The organism is Bradyrhizobium mercantei, assembly GCF_001982635.1.
GTDB classification, from domain to species: domain Bacteria; phylum Pseudomonadota; class Alphaproteobacteria; order Rhizobiales; family Xanthobacteraceae; genus Bradyrhizobium; species Bradyrhizobium mercantei.
Genome location: NZ_MKFI01000006.1, coordinates 1 through 15,493, shown reverse-complemented (window position 1 = coordinate 15,493; position 15,493 = coordinate 1). Strand labels below are relative to the sequence as shown.

Sequence of the window (15,493 nt, the reverse complement as noted above, 5' to 3'; positions counted from 1 at the left end):
AATGTTGAACGTGATGCGCGAGCAGATTGGTTCCGTGATGCAGCAGACCAGGTCGCTGCCTTACGATGTTGTTGCGCTGGTGCTGCAGGGGGGCGGGGCGTTGGGTGCCTACCAGGCCGGAGTCTATGAGGGCCTCCACGAAGCCGGTATCCGGCCGAACTGGCTGGCTGGGATTTCGATAGGGGCACTGAACGCGGCCATCATTGCAGGCTCGCCCGAAGACGAGCGCGTAGGCAGGCTGCGCGAGTTTTGGGAGACGATCTGCGCCAATTCGATAGAGTTGCCCGCCGGCGAAGGGCTAGTCGACGCTCTGCCCTTTGCTTTCGACATCAAATCGATTCGCAACATGCTGGCGGCAATGCGAGCGTTAGTCCAAGGGCAGCCAGGCTTCTTCAGGCCGCGCTTTCCATCGCCGTTGTTCTCGCCATTCTCGGGCGATGCCGCGACCAGCTTCTACGACACGGCACCATTGCAACGGACCCTGGAGCAGCTGGTCGATTTCGACCGGCTCAACTCGGGTGAAGTGCGCGTCAGTGTCGGCGCGGTTAACGTCCGCACTGGCAACCTGACCTATTTCGATACTGCCGATCGCCGGCTGGGACCGCGGCATTTCATGGCTTCGGGCGCGCTGCCGCCGGGATTCCCTGCCGTCGAAATTGACGGCGAGCACTACTGGGATGGCGGGGTGGTCTCGAACACACCTCTTTCCCGCGTGCTCTCCGGGAAACCGAGCGACACTCTGACATTCCAGATCGATCTCTGGTCGGCGAAGGGCCGTGTTCCCTACGACATGATGGAGGTGTCCAGCCGGCAGAAGGACATCCAGTATTCGAGCCGCACGCGCGCGGTTACCGACCAGGCGTTGCGGATGCAGGAGATGCGTCAAGCGTTGCAACGGACGCTCGACAAGCTGCCCAAAAGCGCGAGGCAAGATCCGGAAATGCTGGCAGTCGCAGACTTGGCCCGTCATCGCTCTCACAACATCATCCACCTGATCTATCAGACCAAGCTTCATGAGGGCCATTCAAGGGACTACGAGTTCGGCGCAAGCGCGATGCGCGCGCATTGGCAGAGCGGGCTTGAGGATATCCGCCGTACGCTCGCCGACGGGCGACGGCTCGACCGACCGCCGCCCGAGCTCGGCATCGTCACCCATGACGTCCATCGCCGCGATTGAGCTTGGCTCTCTGTGGCGTCGATCAAGGAGAACAACGATGACACCCGTGATGAAAGGCCGCCAGGCGCGGTTGGATCCACCCGTATCTGCCAAGGCGGCGCCGGCTCGTCTCGGTGCAGGATCATGGGTGCTTCTGATCGTGCTGCTTTTGCTGTTGGTCGGTACCGGCTTCCTCGTCTACCTCGGCTGGACACTCGCAGATGGCATAGAGGTAACGACGGCGGGTTATGTCGCCATGGCAGCCGGCGTGATCCTTTCGCTTGTCGTCGGATGTGGTCTCATGGCGCTCATATTCTACAGCAATCGACGTGGATACGACGAGCCACCGGTACTGATCCTGCCTGACGACGAGCCCGTACGCCGAACGCGTCCACCGGCAGTTTGACGTGAGTAAGTGCGGCGCGCGTCGCAATGTTTCGAACAGAGCAAACGAACCTGCATCGAAAGGAAATCTTATGTTGAGCGGCAAGGTAGCCATCGTTACCGGATCGACCAGCGGCATCGGGCTCGGCATCGCCAATGAGCTCGCCAAGCTCGGCGCTGACATCGTGTTGAACGGCTTCGGCGACGCCGGCGAGGTCGAGAAGATCCGCCGCGGTATCGCACTGGAGCACGGCGTGCGCGTCGTCTACAACGGTGACGACATGTCAAAAGGCGAGGCCGTGCGTGGAATGATTGATGCCACGATCAAGCAGTTCGGACACCTCGATATTCTCGTCAACAATGCCGGCATCCAGTTCACCGCGCCAGTGGAGGAATTCCCGCCGGCCAGGTGGCAAGCCATTCTCGACATCAATCTGTCGGCAGCATTCCACGGCATCGCAGCCGCTGTACCCCAGATGAGAAAACAGCGCTGGGGGCGCATCGTTAACATCGCTTCCGCGCACGGCCTCGTTGCTTCGACGCACAAGGCCGCCTATGTCGCGGCCAAGCATGGTCTCGTCGGTCTCACCAAGGTGGTTGGCCTAGAGACCGCCGGCAGTGGAGTGACCTGCAACGCAGTCTGCCCCGGCTGGGTGCGAACTCCGCTGGTAGAAAGGCAGATCAGTGACATGGCCACCGACAAGCACATCACTCAGAAGGAAGCTGCGAACGAGTTGCTAGCGGAAAAGCAGCCATCGCTCGAGTTTGTCTCTCCCGCACAACTTGGCGGGACCGTCGCCTTCCTCTGCTCGGCTGCGGCAGACCAGATCACCGGCACAGCGATCTCAGTCGATGGCGGTTGGACCGCACAGTAACCCCGAGTGATTGGCCCGGGTGTTGACCGGGAACTTCATTCGTGTCGGTGGGCACTCCGCATGCATGAAACGGTAACTGCTAGTAGGGAGATCTTCGCGTTCGGGCCCTATCGGCTCAACGTGACGGAAAAGCTCTTGGAGAGGGATGGAGCCCCCGTCCTTCTTGGGAGCCGTGCGTTCGATCTGCTTGTTGCCCTGGTGGAGGACGCCGGCGTCGTTGTTACCAAGCGCGACTTGATCGCTCGCGTTTGGGGAACCACGGCAATCGAGGAAGTTGGGCTACGCGTACATATTGCTAATCTTCGCAAAGCACTCGGAGATGGAAACGGCGTGCGCTACATCATCAACGTCGCCGGCCGTGGGTACTGCTTTGTAGCTCCCCTGTCCCAATCCAAACCCAGCGCACCGTCCACTCCCCGCCGGACCGCCATTGAGCCCGGGAGGAGATTGCCGCCGCAGCTGATCGGGATGGTCGGAAGAGAGGGGTCAGTACGACGCATTTCACAGGAGGTGCAGGCTCATCGATTCGTGACGATCATCGGACCTGGCGGAATCGGCAAGACCGCCGTCGCCGTGTCGGTCTCCCATGCTCTGTCGGAGGAGTTTCCTGGCGCTGTCTACTTCGTTGACCTCGCATCGGTGATCGATCCAGGGCTTGTTCTCGGAACCTTGGTCTCGGCGCTGGGAGTGGCGATACAATCCGGTGATCCCCTGTCGGGTCTTTTGGCCTTTCTTCGCGATAGACACGCCTTGTTGCTTCTGGACAATTGCGAGCATGTGATCGACGCCGCGGCTTCCGTAGCGGAAGCCATTTTCAAGGAAGCGAGTGAAGTCTGCATCATCGCAACGAGCCGCGAGCCCCTCCGGGTGGAGGGCGAGCGCGTGCATCGCTTGCTCCCGCTCGCATGTCCCTCCGCGGGTGCCGAACTGACGATCACAGATGCGCTTCAGTTTCCGGCAGTACGCTTGTTTGTAGAACGCGCATTGGCAGCCGATAGCAGTTTCTCGGTTACGGATACTGACGCCCCGACCGTCTCGCTGATTTGCCGAATGCTCGATGGTATCGCGCTGGCAATCGAGCTCGCGGCCGCGAAGGTGATTACTTACGGCGTTGAAGGCCTGGCCGATCTCATCGATGACCGGCTAGGCTTGCTCACGAACGGAAAACGGACGGCGCCATCTCGACACCAAACCCTCCAGTCCCTCTTGGACTGGAGTTACGATCTACTGCCCTCATTCGAACAGCGAGTGTTGTGCCGCCTTTCCCGTTTCAGCGCCCGCTTCACACTGAACGCCGCCAGGGCGGTTGCGGCCGAGAACGACGCAAACTTGCCTTCCATTGCGTCCGTGCTCAGCAACCTTGTCTCGAAGTCGCTTGTCTCGAGCGAGGTAGTGGGTAAGGGGATACGTTACCGACTTCTCGATACGATGCGCGAGTATGCTTCGGTAAAACTCAGGGCCAACGATGATCCCAACATTGTTGCACGACGCCACGCACTGTATCTCTCGGAGTTACTGGAAAACGAGCCAAATGCACCCAATTCACAAGATGAACGGTGGCTTATCCTCTCGGAATATCTAGGAGATGTACGGGCTGCGCTGGAATGGAGCTTTTCGGAGCATGGTGACATCTCTATCGCGATGGTCCTCGCTCGAAGGGCGGTCCGGCTTTTTCACGAGCTTTCGCTTCTTTCCGAATGCAATCGGTGGGCCGAGCGGGCAATTTCACTTATGGGAGACGAAGACCGCGGCACCGTGAGTGAAATGGAACTGCAGGCGGCACGTGCCCATGCTCTTATGTTTACGGAGGGGAACTTCGAGGAAGTGCGGCTCGCTTTCATGAACGCTCTGGTGCTCGCTGAGCGTTTGAACGACGCCCGTTACGAGATGCGATTGAACGCAGGGCTCCACATGTTTTCACTTCGAACTAGCGATTTCCATGGAGCACATCGGTATGCCCAGCGATGCGCGAGCATCGCAGAGAGAATTCCGGACCGCGTCGCAACAGACATCGCCAATGCCATGCTGTCGGTGTCGTGCCATCTGTCTGGTGATCAGGCGAATGCGCAGCGTCATTGCAAGGCGGCGCTGAGTTCTCCTGCGCTTCATCACCGCAGTCACGCGATTCACTTTGGATTTGATCTCGCCAACCGTGCGAGGATCTGTCTTTCTCGGGAGTTGTGGCTCTGCGGGTTTCTCGATCAGGCCGCGACGGTTGCGAAGGCGAGTATCCGGGAGGCCGCCGAACTGGAGCACCCCGTCACGCTGTGCATTGCACTGATATGGACCACGCCGGTCTTCCTCTGGGTCGGCAATCTGGATGCCGCCGAAGAGAATATTGAATGGTTCGTACAGCATTCGGAGCGACATAACCTCGCGGCTTACCGCGGGGTCGGACTTGGACTAAAGGGCGAGCTGGCGATCAGGCGAGGTGATGTCGATCGTGGTGTAAGACTGCTAGGTGAAAGCCTGAGCAGTTCGCACGCTGGCCGATACAACATGACAACAACGGTTTTCGCGAGCGCGTTAGCGGAGGGTCTTGCGCTGAGCGGTCGTACTGCCGAGGCGCTGCATACGGTCGAGCTGCAAATTTCCCAGATCAGGGAGAAGGGAAATCTCTTGTACATGCCCGATCTCCTGCGGATCAAAGGCGATATCCGCGGTCGGCTTCCAAGCCAGGAGTCTCACGCGGAGCGAGCCTTGCTGCAGGCAATGGACTTGGCCAGACGACAGCAAGCGCTTTCATTTGGGTTGAGAAGCGCCAACAGCCTCGCAAGACTGTACCGTAGAACAGGTAGGTCCGCTGAGATCGCGCCGCTGTTGAAGCCGATCTACGACGGCTTCACAGAAGGATTCTCAAGCGTCGATCTCGTACAAGCAAAACAGCTGCTTAGAGAGTGCAGATGATAGCGACGTTTGGACGAGACCGCTGCACACACGTTTGGCCCTCTATCGAACAACAACATTTAACAGGTCTCAACGAGCCAACAGCTCTCCGGTGAAGCAATCTCCTCTCTGCCCCGGCAGCCAAGTGGTTGCCGGGCGAGCAAGGAGAGAGTCCATAAACACGTTCGCATCCATCGCGGCGCTTGTCGCGTTCGTGGCCCCCGCGGCGATCGACCGCGCGAAGGCCGAGTCCATCAATGCGCCCATCCACAACATCGTTATGGTGCACCGCGGGATCGTGAACCGTTCCGAATGGAGCGGTTCATGAATGCTCCGCTGACCATTGGGTCCATTAACCCTCGATCCGATCGCGACATTTCGGGCTGGTTGACGAACGATACGCGCGACGAACGCTTCATTGACAACATCTTTGCGGAGATGTGCCTCCGGCTCGAGCGGGTGGGTATTCCTCTCAAGCGGGCGTCGCTCCATCTGCTCGTCGAGCACCCACAATGGCTCGGCGCGCGCATCGTGTGGATGGAGGGGATGAGGGAAGCAACCATCACCCGTGTCGGCTACGACATGTTAGATCGGGCCGAATACATTGGCGGTCCCATCGACGAGATCCAGGAGGGCGCGACCGAAGTGCGTGAAAATCTTGAATGTGACCCGTCGTTGGCCCGTCGACATAGCGTCTACGACGGACTGCGCTCGGACGGTCTCACGGATTATGTGGCCTGGCCGCTGTACCACACGCTCGGCAAGCGACATGTCGTAGCCTTCTCGACCGGCCGACCGGGGGGGTTCGACGAGGCTCACATCGTTTGCTTGTCGGGGTTGCTACCAATCTTGGCGATGGTCAGCGAAATCCGCATGAAGAACCAACTGGCGCGGACGCTGCTGGAGACATACGTCGGGTCGCACGCCGGCGATCTCATTCTGGCAGGCGCCAACAAGCGCGGCGCAGGGACAACGATGCGCGCCGCTATCATGATCTGCGATCTGCGCGATTTTGCCAGGATCTCCGAAAGCTGGTCGCGGGACGTCGTTATTGATCTGTTGAACGACTATTTCGATGCGATGTCGGGGCCGATCGGTCGACACGGCGGTGAAATATTGAAGTTCATCGGCGACGGCTTGCTGGCTATTTTCCCGCTGAGCCAGCCGTCGGCCTGCACGGACCTGCTGCACGCAGTGACTGAGGCGCGTCAGACCATGGCCACCTTGAACCAGAAGAATCGCGAGACGGGCCGCGCACGCCTAGACTATGGCATCGGCGTCCATGTCGGCGATGTCATGTTCGGCAATATCGGTTCTCAAGACCGGCTCGACTTCACCGTCGTAGGTCCTGCTGTCAACTTGGCCTCGCGTCTCGAGGCTCTCACCAAGCGGTTGGGGAAGAAAGTGCTACTGTCCGGCGCATTCGCCGACCTGGTCGGAGGTGACTTCGATCTCGAAAGAATCGGCGAACATTCCATTCGCGGTTTTAGCGCCCCTGTCGAAGTATTCGCACATCGCGGCTAAAGCGCCTTTGACAGAAACGGGAAGATTCACCTCGTCGACCGGCTTCCCTCAGGGCGATGTGCCGCACTTTGCGCGCAGCATGCGTCTCGCTGATCGTAGGGCAGTTGGTCGTTCCCGGCGTTTGTTCGTCAAGAAGGGCGCGCGATCTCTGGAAATGCTTCCTTGCACTTCTGTCAGCGCGCGATGTGGCTCGGCCGGATGGCTCAATATGCAGCGGGGCTTATCCGACCGGATGCAGCGCTGGTCGGTGTCTACCGCACATCGCAACGCCGACGTCGTCGAGTTAGCCCTTCAATCGCGGTGTCCGCACAAGGACAAGCTTCTCGGGTCGTTGAATGACAGCTGCGCTGACGCATTTGAGTAACGTGAAGTTCTAATTATTCTTCCGTCGCCACCTGCTCGCAGTCGGCCGCGCTCAACTTGACGAGATAGTAGGAACATTTTCATGTCGCGCTCTCGCGCCGTCGAATAGCCGAATGGATCGTTAGGCCAACGAAATCCGACAGCGAGCGCCCGAGGCGTTAGCAGCAATCGCTCTACAGGGTCGGCAATCGCTCTGGCGCAGCTGCGGCTCGGATCCGCTAGATCATCATGGTGCCGATATCCAACCGGAGAACGAAGATGATCTGGGAAAACATCGTCAGACACCGTGAGATCGCGCCGACCTACGCTCGCCGGGCCGCATTGCCAAACCTTGCCTACAAGACGGTCGAGGCAGTCTCCGACTTTGCTGGCGTCGTTCACAGCCTAGTTATGGATATACGCGATAGTTATCGGCCCGAGCTTCACTATATGCGCGGCCCCGGTCCGAAATGGCGAGCGAAGCACCAATCCTGGCCAAGAATCGGGTCAGAGGCTGCGATGCCAGTCGAACAACACCACTTGTCGCCAGTGTGTATAAGCCGACGCGGCTGTCCAAAGGCGCAGTAGGGCCACTGCAAGCGACCTCCGTTGGCAGCTTATTCGCATCTGGGGTTATTTCCTGCGGACATTTGAGAGAGGAAATCAGCCTGGACCAAAGAACGCGGGAATGTACGAAAGGATGAGGAGCGAGTAATGGGTTGGATGTTCGATGTTCTCGGACGTTTGATTGCTCGATTGCGGAAACCGGCCAACCACCGAGAGTCGCTCACTTCGAACGTTCTGACCGCCTTGCGTGAGACTCTCCAGCCCGGCGATGTCTTGCTAGTCGAGGGCAAGGGTGGCATTTCCGGCATCATCAAGTATCTTACCCAGTCGACCTGGTCGCATTCGGCGCTGTATGTCGGGCCGATAGAGGGCGTCGCAACGGACGGCGAACCCCACGTCCTCATCGAAGCCAACATCGATGAAGGTGTCGTGTCGGCCCCGTTGTCGAAATATTCGCAGTGTCGAACCCGCATCTGCCGACCGGTGGATCTAAGCAAAGCGGACTGCGCAATGATCTGCCGCTACGCTTCCGATCGCATCGGTCTCGGCTATGATTTCAAGAACGTAATCGGTCTGATGCGCTATCTATTTCCTTGGCCAGTGACGCAGCGTGGACGCCAACAAACGATCGCGCTCTCCTCTAGAGATGCCGGCCGCATCATCTGCTCATCATTGATCGCGCAAGCATTCGACGCCGTGCGATACCCAATTCTGCCCACGATCGCTCGCGTCGAGACCCAAACGGCGCGGCGTGAGATCGCCGAGATCCGCCACCCGTCACTCTATGTGCCCGGCGACTTCGATATGTCTCCCTATTTCATGGTAGTAAAGCCGACGCTCGCGCAGGGCTTCAATTACAAAGACATGGATTGGGCCGATCTTCATGTGGTTCCCACCACAGGTCACGCTTATGCGCAGTTCCTGTGAGCGAGCCGACTTCCCGGCGCTCGCGGACGAGCTAGGTTCCGGCGCGCCAGGGCGATAGACCGATCGCTGGCCGGCGTCCTGCCTCAGTCGGCTCTCACAAGCTGGAGCCGCACACCGGGAAACAGTTCCGATAGGATGGCACGGCCCGCGCTGTGACGATCATTCTGGCCGGCGCTCAATGGACATTCATCAGATCATGAATGTCGTTCAACTCCATCTGCCGCAGGCAACGCTTGAGTACATTTCAGATGGGGCCCAGCGGTTCTCCCCGAGCGAACGTCACATCCCGCCGTGCAGCGGCAGCTCTCTAACGCAGCCAACACCACGGGGTCACGGCGCCGCCCATCTCCGTCGCAGTCGACGTACATCTGACCGACATCGCCCGGCACGTGATGCGATCCGCCGTTCGATGATCACACTTCTTTGAATGAGCAGAGAAGCTTGGCTTCAGGCAAGGGTGTTATGCCTTGACGGGAAAGGTACTGTACCGTACCGTACCAGCAACTTCGGAGCGGATCGATGAACAAGCACCACGACCTCGTCGAATTTCACGAAAGCCCTGCGTTCGACGAGAGCGACGCTCGGGACGTTTTACGCGAACTCAAGGAAAACGGCCTTGGCGACCAGGACCCCGATGCAAAGGGCTCGAAAAGGAAGGGCAAGAGCCGAAAGCGGCGGCTCCTTCTGGCGATCGGCGCCGTCCTGCTTCTGGGTATCGGCATCTACTACGGCACTTGGTACTGGACGACCGGAAGATTCGAGGAGACGACGGACGACGCGTACGTAAAGGCGGACTCAACGATTATTGCCCCGAAGGTCTCCGGGTATCTCCGCAAGGTCGCCGTCTCTGACAACCAGCCGGTCAGAGCCGGGCAGACCCTCGCGCAAATCGACGACCGCGATTATAGGGTGGCGTTGAAGCAAGCGACTGCCAACGTCGAGGCGGCGCGCGCGACCGTCGCGAACATCGAGGCCAACATCGAGCAGCAGACGGCAATCGTCGCGCAGGCGCGCGCAAGCGTTGTAGTGGACCAGGCCAACCTGATCTTCGCCCAGCAGGAAAACGACCGCTACGTTACGCTCGCCAACAGCGGCTCCGGGTCGGTCCAGAATGCGCAGAACGCGGTCTCCAAGCTTGGCATCGCGAAGGCGACGCTCGAGCGAGACGGCGCCGCCGTAATCGCAGCCGAGAAGCAGGCCGGTAGCCTGAAGGCCCAGCTCGCGAAGGTCCAAGCAGATCTTGTACACGCACAGGGTCTGGAGGAGCAGGCGCAGCTCAATCTGAGCTACACGACGATCGTGGCACCCGTCGATGGCGTCGTCGGCAACCGCGCGCTGCGGGTCGGACAGTACGTTCAGGCTGGCACTCCGTTGATGAGCGTTGTCCCGTTGATGGACGTATACGTCGTAGCGAATTTCAAGGAAACGCAATTGACCTACGTGCGCCCGGGCCAGCCGGTCCGGATCGCGATCGACACCTATCCGGGCCACGACGTTATCGGAGCGGTGGATAGCATCTCGCCCGCCAGCGGGCAGGATTTCGCGCTACTACCGCCGGACAATGCGACCGGCAACTTCACAAAGATCGTGCAGCGCATACCCGTGAAGATCACCGTCTCCCCTGACTTGCCGCCCGCCGGCCGGCTGCTGTCCGGCATGTCCGTCGTGCCGACGATTGACACCAGGGCGGAGCGCTTGCGATGACGAGCGACGCGCATACCCGCGAGCAGCCGTTGACCGGCAAGACCTGGATCGCTGTCGGCGGCGCCCTGCTGGGCGCGTTCATGGCCGTGCTGGACATCCAGATCACGAACTCGTCACTGCCGAACATCGAAGGCGGCATCGGTACGGGCGGCGTGTACGGCACTTGGATCAGCACCGCCTATTTGATCGGCGAGATCATCGTAATCCCGATGACTGACTTCCTGACGCGGGTGTTCACCCTTCGGCGATACCTGATCACCTGCACAGTCATGTTCCTGATTTTCTCAGGGTTGTGCGGACAGGCCAGCAGCCTGAGCGAGATGATCGTGCTTCGTGGGCTGCAAGGTTTCTTCGGCGGCGTGCTGATTCCGCTGGCCTTCACGATCATCGTTTCGATGTTGCCGCCCTCCAAGCAGAAGATCGGCTTCGCCGGCTTCGCGATCACGGCGACCTTCGCGCCGTCGATCGGACCGACCATCGGCGGCTGGCTCACCGACAACTATGGCTGGCCGATGATCTTCTATCTCGGCCTCGTCCCCGGCGTCGTCATGCTGGGGGCGCTGATTTACGCGCTTCCGCACGGCAAGCCACGGCCCGAACTGCTGCGTCAGGGCGACTGGCTAGGAATAGCGCTGATGGCCATTGGTCTTGCCGCCCTCCAGACGGTGCTTGACGAGGGCAACGTATACGACTGGTTCGGCTCGCCGTTCATTGTCAAGCTCAGCGTCGTCTCGGCTCTCGCTCTTACCGGGTTCGTCGTTGTCGAGATGAAGCGAGAGCATCCGCTAGTGAACTTGCGGCTCTTGGGCCGCCGCAACTTCGGGTTCGGCACAGCAAGCAACTTCCTACTCGGCTTCGCGCTCTACGGTTCGGCTTATTTGCTTCCCCAGTACCTTGCAGTCTCGCAGGGATTGAATGCCCAGCAGAGCGGCGAGATCATGGCGTGGACCGGACTGCCCCAGCTATTCATCATCCCCTTGGTGCCACTCGTCCTCATGCGCTTCATCGATCCCCGGCTCATCGTAGGGGTAGGCTTGGCGATATTCGCATTGAGTTGCTTCATGAACGTCCACCTGGATCCAAACTACGCCGGTCCGCAGCTGTTCGTGCCAGACGTCACCCGGGCTTTTGGCCAGGCGCTGGTCATGGCGCCTCTCTCGGGCATTGCCATGGTCGGCATCACGTCGGAAGAGGCCGGCGCAGCGTCGGGCCTATTCAACATGCTGCGCAATCTGGGCGGCGCAATAGGCGTCGCAATGATCGAGACGTTCTCAACCAAGCGCGAGCAGTACCATTCTTTCGTCATTAACAGCCACGTGTCGATGTTCGAACCGGCGACGCGGGAGAGGCTGGATGCGCTCCAGCAGTTTTTCATAAGCCGAGGAATGACCGATCCGCAGGACGCTTGGCGCCAAGCCGTCGTCGCCGTCGGCAAAATCATCCACTCCCAGGCTACGTTGATGGGCTACGCCGACGCCTTCGGCTTGATCGGGGTGATCCTGGTGATCGCAACGGTATCCGTGGCGCTGCTCAAAAAGGGAGTGGCCGCGAGCGGGGCCGCCCACTAAGCGACGTTCGCCGCAGCCGCGGGCGCAGCGGCCGGACCTCGACGCTTACGACGTCTCGCCTGATGAATTGATCACAAGCCATGCGTTGGATACTGACGACGACACCCAAGTCAGGTCCTCTCTTCCAAAAAGGAAGCGGGCTCTTTAACTGAGCCCGCTTCAGTTGCCTTCGCTTTGCCAAGCGAGGGAGGAGAGTCTGATACACCCGTCAGTCTAGGCCTTATCCTGGTTTCGACACCATTGCAGCCTAGCTTGAGGACTTCGATCTAGTTGCCGCTCTGATTCTGAAACGAGTTCACTTTGCGAACATGGGCTTCGTTAATGGTGGTGAAGGCTCGTCGGGTGCCCATAGGCGATAGCTTATGTTGGCAAAAACAGAAAAGCCCTTTGAGATTGAAGCCGAATCGATGCCCGGCACTCGTGGGGTACCCCCGGATGCATTGGCCGAGAACTCCTTCAGACCATAAACCGTCAGGGCAGCAGGTCCGAAATCGTAGGCCAGGAGAGGTCCTGCCGCCCAAATGTTGTATCGATTGACGTTGACGGCGCCGTGATAGAAGTCACTCGACTTGTCGTCGGTAACTTGGCCGATATAGTAAGCGACTGGACCAAACGTCCATTTTCCGATTCTTTTGGTCGCGGTAAACTCCGCGTGCATGACGTTGCCACTGGTGTAGCCAGTGATTGTATTCTTCGTGTTGAACTCACGAAACAGATTGGCGGTGAGATTCCAGCCATCCTTAAGGTAGGAAATTACTAGCTCCGGCTGAAAAGTGTACCAAGGAGAGCCAATGTTGCCTAACCCACTCGGACCCGAGATGTCTCCGGTGGGCACATAGACACCTAGGCCCGCCTTCACGAAAAGGCCGGAGTTTCCAAGCTTCCAACTCAACTCGGCAGGTACGATGTAGGTGTTGTGCATGCCGGATGGATTTTTGTTAATCGGGCTGCCCACGTCACTCATCATCCAAGGTTGCACGATTACAGCATCGTATGTCGCTCCGAGGAATTGCCAGCCGGGCACCCAAAGCAAACCTGACGCTTCGCCCGCGGCGTGGGCCGAGGTTTGTGCGCCACCAACATTGGGAGCGCCTGGACCCACGATCTTCGCTTGATATGTGATAAATTGATTGAACATGTAGAGCCCTGGTGGCGGAACGCCAGCGCTTCCACCGCCGAGTGTAAGTCCCGCCTTCTGTTGCCACCCAGTGTAGCCAGACTCAAATGCCTTAACCGGTCCGCACGAAGCGATCACGGAAAGCCCGATGATCGCGATTGACGTATTGGTGTCTTTCATATCCCCCTCCAAAGTAGACTAGAGTCGCTTGCGGCCGTTATGACCGTTGCGCTTCTTCTTTTTGTTGTGGTGATGTGCGTCCAGAAGACGAAGCATCAATTGCTCGTTGCGTGTGTGCGCTTAGTCGAACAAACGCGATTTTACTAATCGGGAAGCTGACCTACACTCGCCTAGAGGATTTCATAGACATAGTAGATCGGTCCAACTGGCTTTCGATCGCCGGTGGCCACCGCGATAATGTTGTTAAGCCAGTAGTACTTCTCAGAGCCGGTTTCGAACTGCAGCGATGTGCGCATATAGTAGTCAGCGGCGTTCACAACCTCACCGCGCGCGATCGCCGCGATAGCGTCCTTGCTTCCATGACGCAGCCCGCGATACTGGCAATAGATGAGCTCGTTGTCCGTTGTTTCGAGGGTCATTCGTACATCAAGAACGGTGGTGCCATCCGGACGATTGAGGATCCAGTCCGCGCCATTTGGCCGGATCTTGCCCTCGAGCCTGTCGCCGCTAAACTCGCCGCCCTGAATGCGCATGATCTGCCGGTCGCCGTGCGGTGTGCCCCTAAGCGTGGCCGGCGGAGGATCGGCAAAGAGTTGGAGTGTCATTAAGTATCTGGATTCCAATTTCATCATTCGGCCTCTCCCTTATTCAAGGTGCTGTCGACGCTACATTGTTGAGGTGTGCAACGAGTTGGACGGTTCGGCCGTCGTGCAGAGAGGTGGGCATCGTGTTGCTCCGGTCTCTGATTCGTCCTGATGTCCTGGTCCGTGCGCAATAAGTATCCGAGGGGAGGCCGATTCAGCGGTTCGTATTCGGCCATCGGTGCGGTGAAAACGGTTCTGTGCGAACCGATGCCTTGTGCGTGGGCGATCGTGCAATCGGAGGAAATCGAGGTGCCGGTCTGACCCGGCCAGCCGATTGCCGGCGTGGAGATCGAGCCAACGCTTGTAAGAGTCCGGAAATGGCCTTGACGGAAGCGGCCTGGTTCACGGATGGCGCATGGATCTTCCGAGTGATGCGGGTGATTTGAGTCATCCTGTTTGCGCGAAGGAGAACGGTTGAAGGGCCTACCGTACGCCGAGCAAGCGGGCACAGCATGCGCGAAGGAGCCGTTCATCCCCACGACCGTGGCGGGCGTAAGTGCCGCTGCCGTCGTGTCTCCAAACTCAATCGACGCGATCATTGCGAAGCAGTTCGGACGTCGATATGCGTCTTTAACAGCTTTCATGCTCGTCTCCAGAGTTCGGGCCCGGACCCGAATGCAGCCGCGCGAACGTGCTCGCCGCGCTGCGTCTCGCGAGCGTGATACGAAAGGAGGGCTGCGACTATGGCCGAAAAGAAATAGATACTATGTACCGTGGAAGACGCGCGCATACGGTGTTCAGTCATGTGTGCGGCTTGCGGCGGGACTGTCTCGCGGATGGCCATTCTAAGTACCTGACTGGAGAAGCCGACGATGCGCCAAAAGGTGGCGAGAGACCGTAGAGTCAATTAATGTCCGGCCTATCAGCCGGCATGCGGCGCTTATCAATCGCGACGCCAAAGCGAGCAAAGCCCGCATCGATCGAGCGACGAACGACCCGGCTCGTGCGATCGCGCGAGCCGGGAGTTTGATTTCAGTTCATTCCTTTGACGATCGTCTCGGACACCTTTTTGGCGTCGCCGAGCAACATCATCGTGTTGTCGCGGTAGAACAGCGGATTGTCGATGCCGGCGTAGCCCGAGGCCAGCGAGCGCTTGATGAACATCACGGTGCCGGCCTTCCAGACCTGCAGCACCGGCATGCCGTAGATCGGCGAGGTCTTGTCCTCTTCAGCGGCCGGGTTGGTGACGTCGTTGGCGCCGATCACGAAGGCGATGTCGGCCTGGGCGAACTCCGAGTTGATGTCCTCGAGCTCGAACACCTCGTCATAGGGCACGTTGGCTTCGGCGAGCAGCACGTTCATGTGGCCGGGCATGCGGCCCGCGACCGGGTGAATGGCGTACTTCACCTCGACGCCTTCCTTCTTCAGGAGGTCGGCCATCTCGCGCAGCGCGTGCTGGGCCTGCGCCACCGCCATGCCGTAGCCCGGCACGATGATGACCTTGGAGGCGTTCTTCATGATGAAGGCCGCATCGTCCGCCGAGCCGAGCTTGGCGGGCTTCTGCTCGCCCGAGCCGCCGCCGGCTGCCGCGGTCTCGCCGCCGAAGCCGCCGAGGATCACCGAGATGAACGAGCGGTTCATCGCGTGGCACATGATGTAGGACAGGATCGCGCTCGCGC

General features: G+C 59.3%; 10 protein-coding genes and 1 pseudogene. 8 read left to right on the top strand and 3 right to left on the bottom strand.

Annotation, left to right across the window (positions count from 1 at the left end; translation table 11 throughout):
* Position 1 precedes the first annotated feature (1 nt).
* The 8 genes and pseudogenes from BI327_RS26850 to BI327_RS26805 all read left to right on the top strand — a co-directional run bounded on the left by BI327_RS26850 (position 2) and on the right by BI327_RS26805 (position 11,933).
* On the top strand, positions 2 to 1,177 hold the full coding sequence (locus tag BI327_RS26850; RefSeq protein ID WP_076864317.1) for a DUF3734 domain-containing protein: 1,176 nt from the start codon (positions 2 to 4) through the stop codon (positions 1,175 to 1,177).
* A gap of 37 nt (positions 1,178 to 1,214) precedes the next feature.
* Positions 1,215 to 1,562, top strand: coding sequence for a hypothetical protein (locus BI327_RS26845; RefSeq protein ID WP_245334950.1), 348 nt, complete (start codon positions 1,215 to 1,217; stop codon positions 1,560 to 1,562).
* Between the two features lie 70 nt (positions 1,563 to 1,632).
* Positions 1,633 to 2,415 carry a 3-hydroxybutyrate dehydrogenase gene (locus BI327_RS26840; protein WP_076864316.1) on the top strand — a complete coding sequence of 261 codons (783 nt, stop codon included), beginning with the start codon at positions 1,633 to 1,635 and terminating at the stop codon, positions 2,413 to 2,415.
* Between the two features lie 60 nt (positions 2,416 to 2,475).
* Positions 2,476 to 5,322 carry an ATP-binding protein gene (locus BI327_RS26835; protein WP_076864315.1) on the top strand — a complete coding sequence of 949 codons (2,847 nt, stop codon included), beginning with the start codon at positions 2,476 to 2,478 and terminating at the stop codon, positions 5,320 to 5,322.
* 303 nt (positions 5,323 to 5,625) lie between these two features.
* The gene (locus tag BI327_RS26825) at positions 5,626 to 6,825 is read left to right on the top strand and encodes an adenylate/guanylate cyclase domain-containing protein (RefSeq protein WP_076864805.1); all 1,200 of its coding nucleotides are present in this window, start codon (positions 5,626 to 5,628) and stop codon (positions 6,823 to 6,825) included.
* Positions 6,826 to 7,881: 1,056 nt separating this feature from the next.
* Positions 7,882 to 8,613: pseudogene (locus BI327_RS26815) on the top strand (YiiX/YebB-like N1pC/P60 family cysteine hydrolase); the annotation flags it as partial.
* A gap of 567 nt (positions 8,614 to 9,180) precedes the next feature.
* Complete coding sequence (locus BI327_RS26810; protein WP_076864311.1) at positions 9,181 to 10,365, top strand: HlyD family secretion protein; 1,185 nt, start codon at positions 9,181 to 9,183, stop codon at positions 10,363 to 10,365.
* Positions 10,362 to 11,933: a DHA2 family efflux MFS transporter permease subunit gene (locus BI327_RS26805; protein WP_076864310.1), complete on the top strand. Its 1,572-nt coding sequence runs from the start codon at positions 10,362 to 10,364 to the stop codon at positions 11,931 to 11,933. The genes BI327_RS26810 and BI327_RS26805 overlap by 4 nt, the downstream gene beginning before the upstream one ends.
* Before the next feature lie 295 nt (positions 11,934 to 12,228).
* On the opposite strand, the gene BI327_RS26800 is transcribed toward BI327_RS26805, so the two are convergent.
* The 3 genes from BI327_RS26800 to BI327_RS26790 form a co-directional block, all read right to left on the bottom strand.
* Positions 12,229 to 13,230: a SphA family protein gene (locus BI327_RS26800; RefSeq protein WP_143271699.1), complete on the bottom strand. Its 1,002-nt coding sequence runs from the start codon at positions 13,228 to 13,230 to the stop codon at positions 12,229 to 12,231.
* A 170-nt stretch (positions 13,231 to 13,400) separates the two neighbouring features.
* Positions 13,401 to 13,862: a DUF3237 domain-containing protein gene (locus BI327_RS26795; RefSeq protein WP_083742234.1), complete on the bottom strand. Its 462-nt coding sequence runs from the start codon at positions 13,860 to 13,862 to the stop codon at positions 13,401 to 13,403.
* A 984-nt stretch (positions 13,863 to 14,846) separates the two neighbouring features.
* A partial coding sequence (locus BI327_RS26790) for an NAD(P)(+) transhydrogenase (Re/Si-specific) subunit beta (RefSeq protein ID WP_143271698.1) occupies positions 14,847 to 15,493 on the bottom strand: 647 nt, incomplete at its 5' end.

Coding starts and splice junctions, on each gene's coding strand:
- BI327_RS26850 (WP_076864317.1), top strand. CDS start 2: ATGTTGAACGTGATGCGCGAGCAGATTGGTTCCGTGATGCAGCAGACC.
- BI327_RS26845 (WP_245334950.1), top strand. CDS start 1,215: ATGACACCCGTGATGAAAGGCCGCCAGGCGCGGTTGGATCCACCCGTA.
- BI327_RS26840 (WP_076864316.1), top strand. CDS start 1,633: ATGTTGAGCGGCAAGGTAGCCATCGTTACCGGATCGACCAGCGGCATC.
- BI327_RS26835 (WP_076864315.1), top strand. CDS start 2,476: ATGCATGAAACGGTAACTGCTAGTAGGGAGATCTTCGCGTTCGGGCCC.
- BI327_RS26825 (WP_076864805.1), top strand. CDS start 5,626: ATGAATGCTCCGCTGACCATTGGGTCCATTAACCCTCGATCCGATCGC.
- BI327_RS26810 (WP_076864311.1), top strand. CDS start 9,181: ATGAACAAGCACCACGACCTCGTCGAATTTCACGAAAGCCCTGCGTTC.
- BI327_RS26805 (WP_076864310.1), top strand. CDS start 10,362: ATGACGAGCGACGCGCATACCCGCGAGCAGCCGTTGACCGGCAAGACC.
- BI327_RS26800 (WP_143271699.1), bottom strand. CDS start 13,230: ATGAAAGACACCAATACGTCAATCGCGATCATCGGGCTTTCCGTGATC.
- BI327_RS26795 (WP_083742234.1), bottom strand. CDS start 13,862: ATGATGAAATTGGAATCCAGATACTTAATGACACTCCAACTCTTTGCC.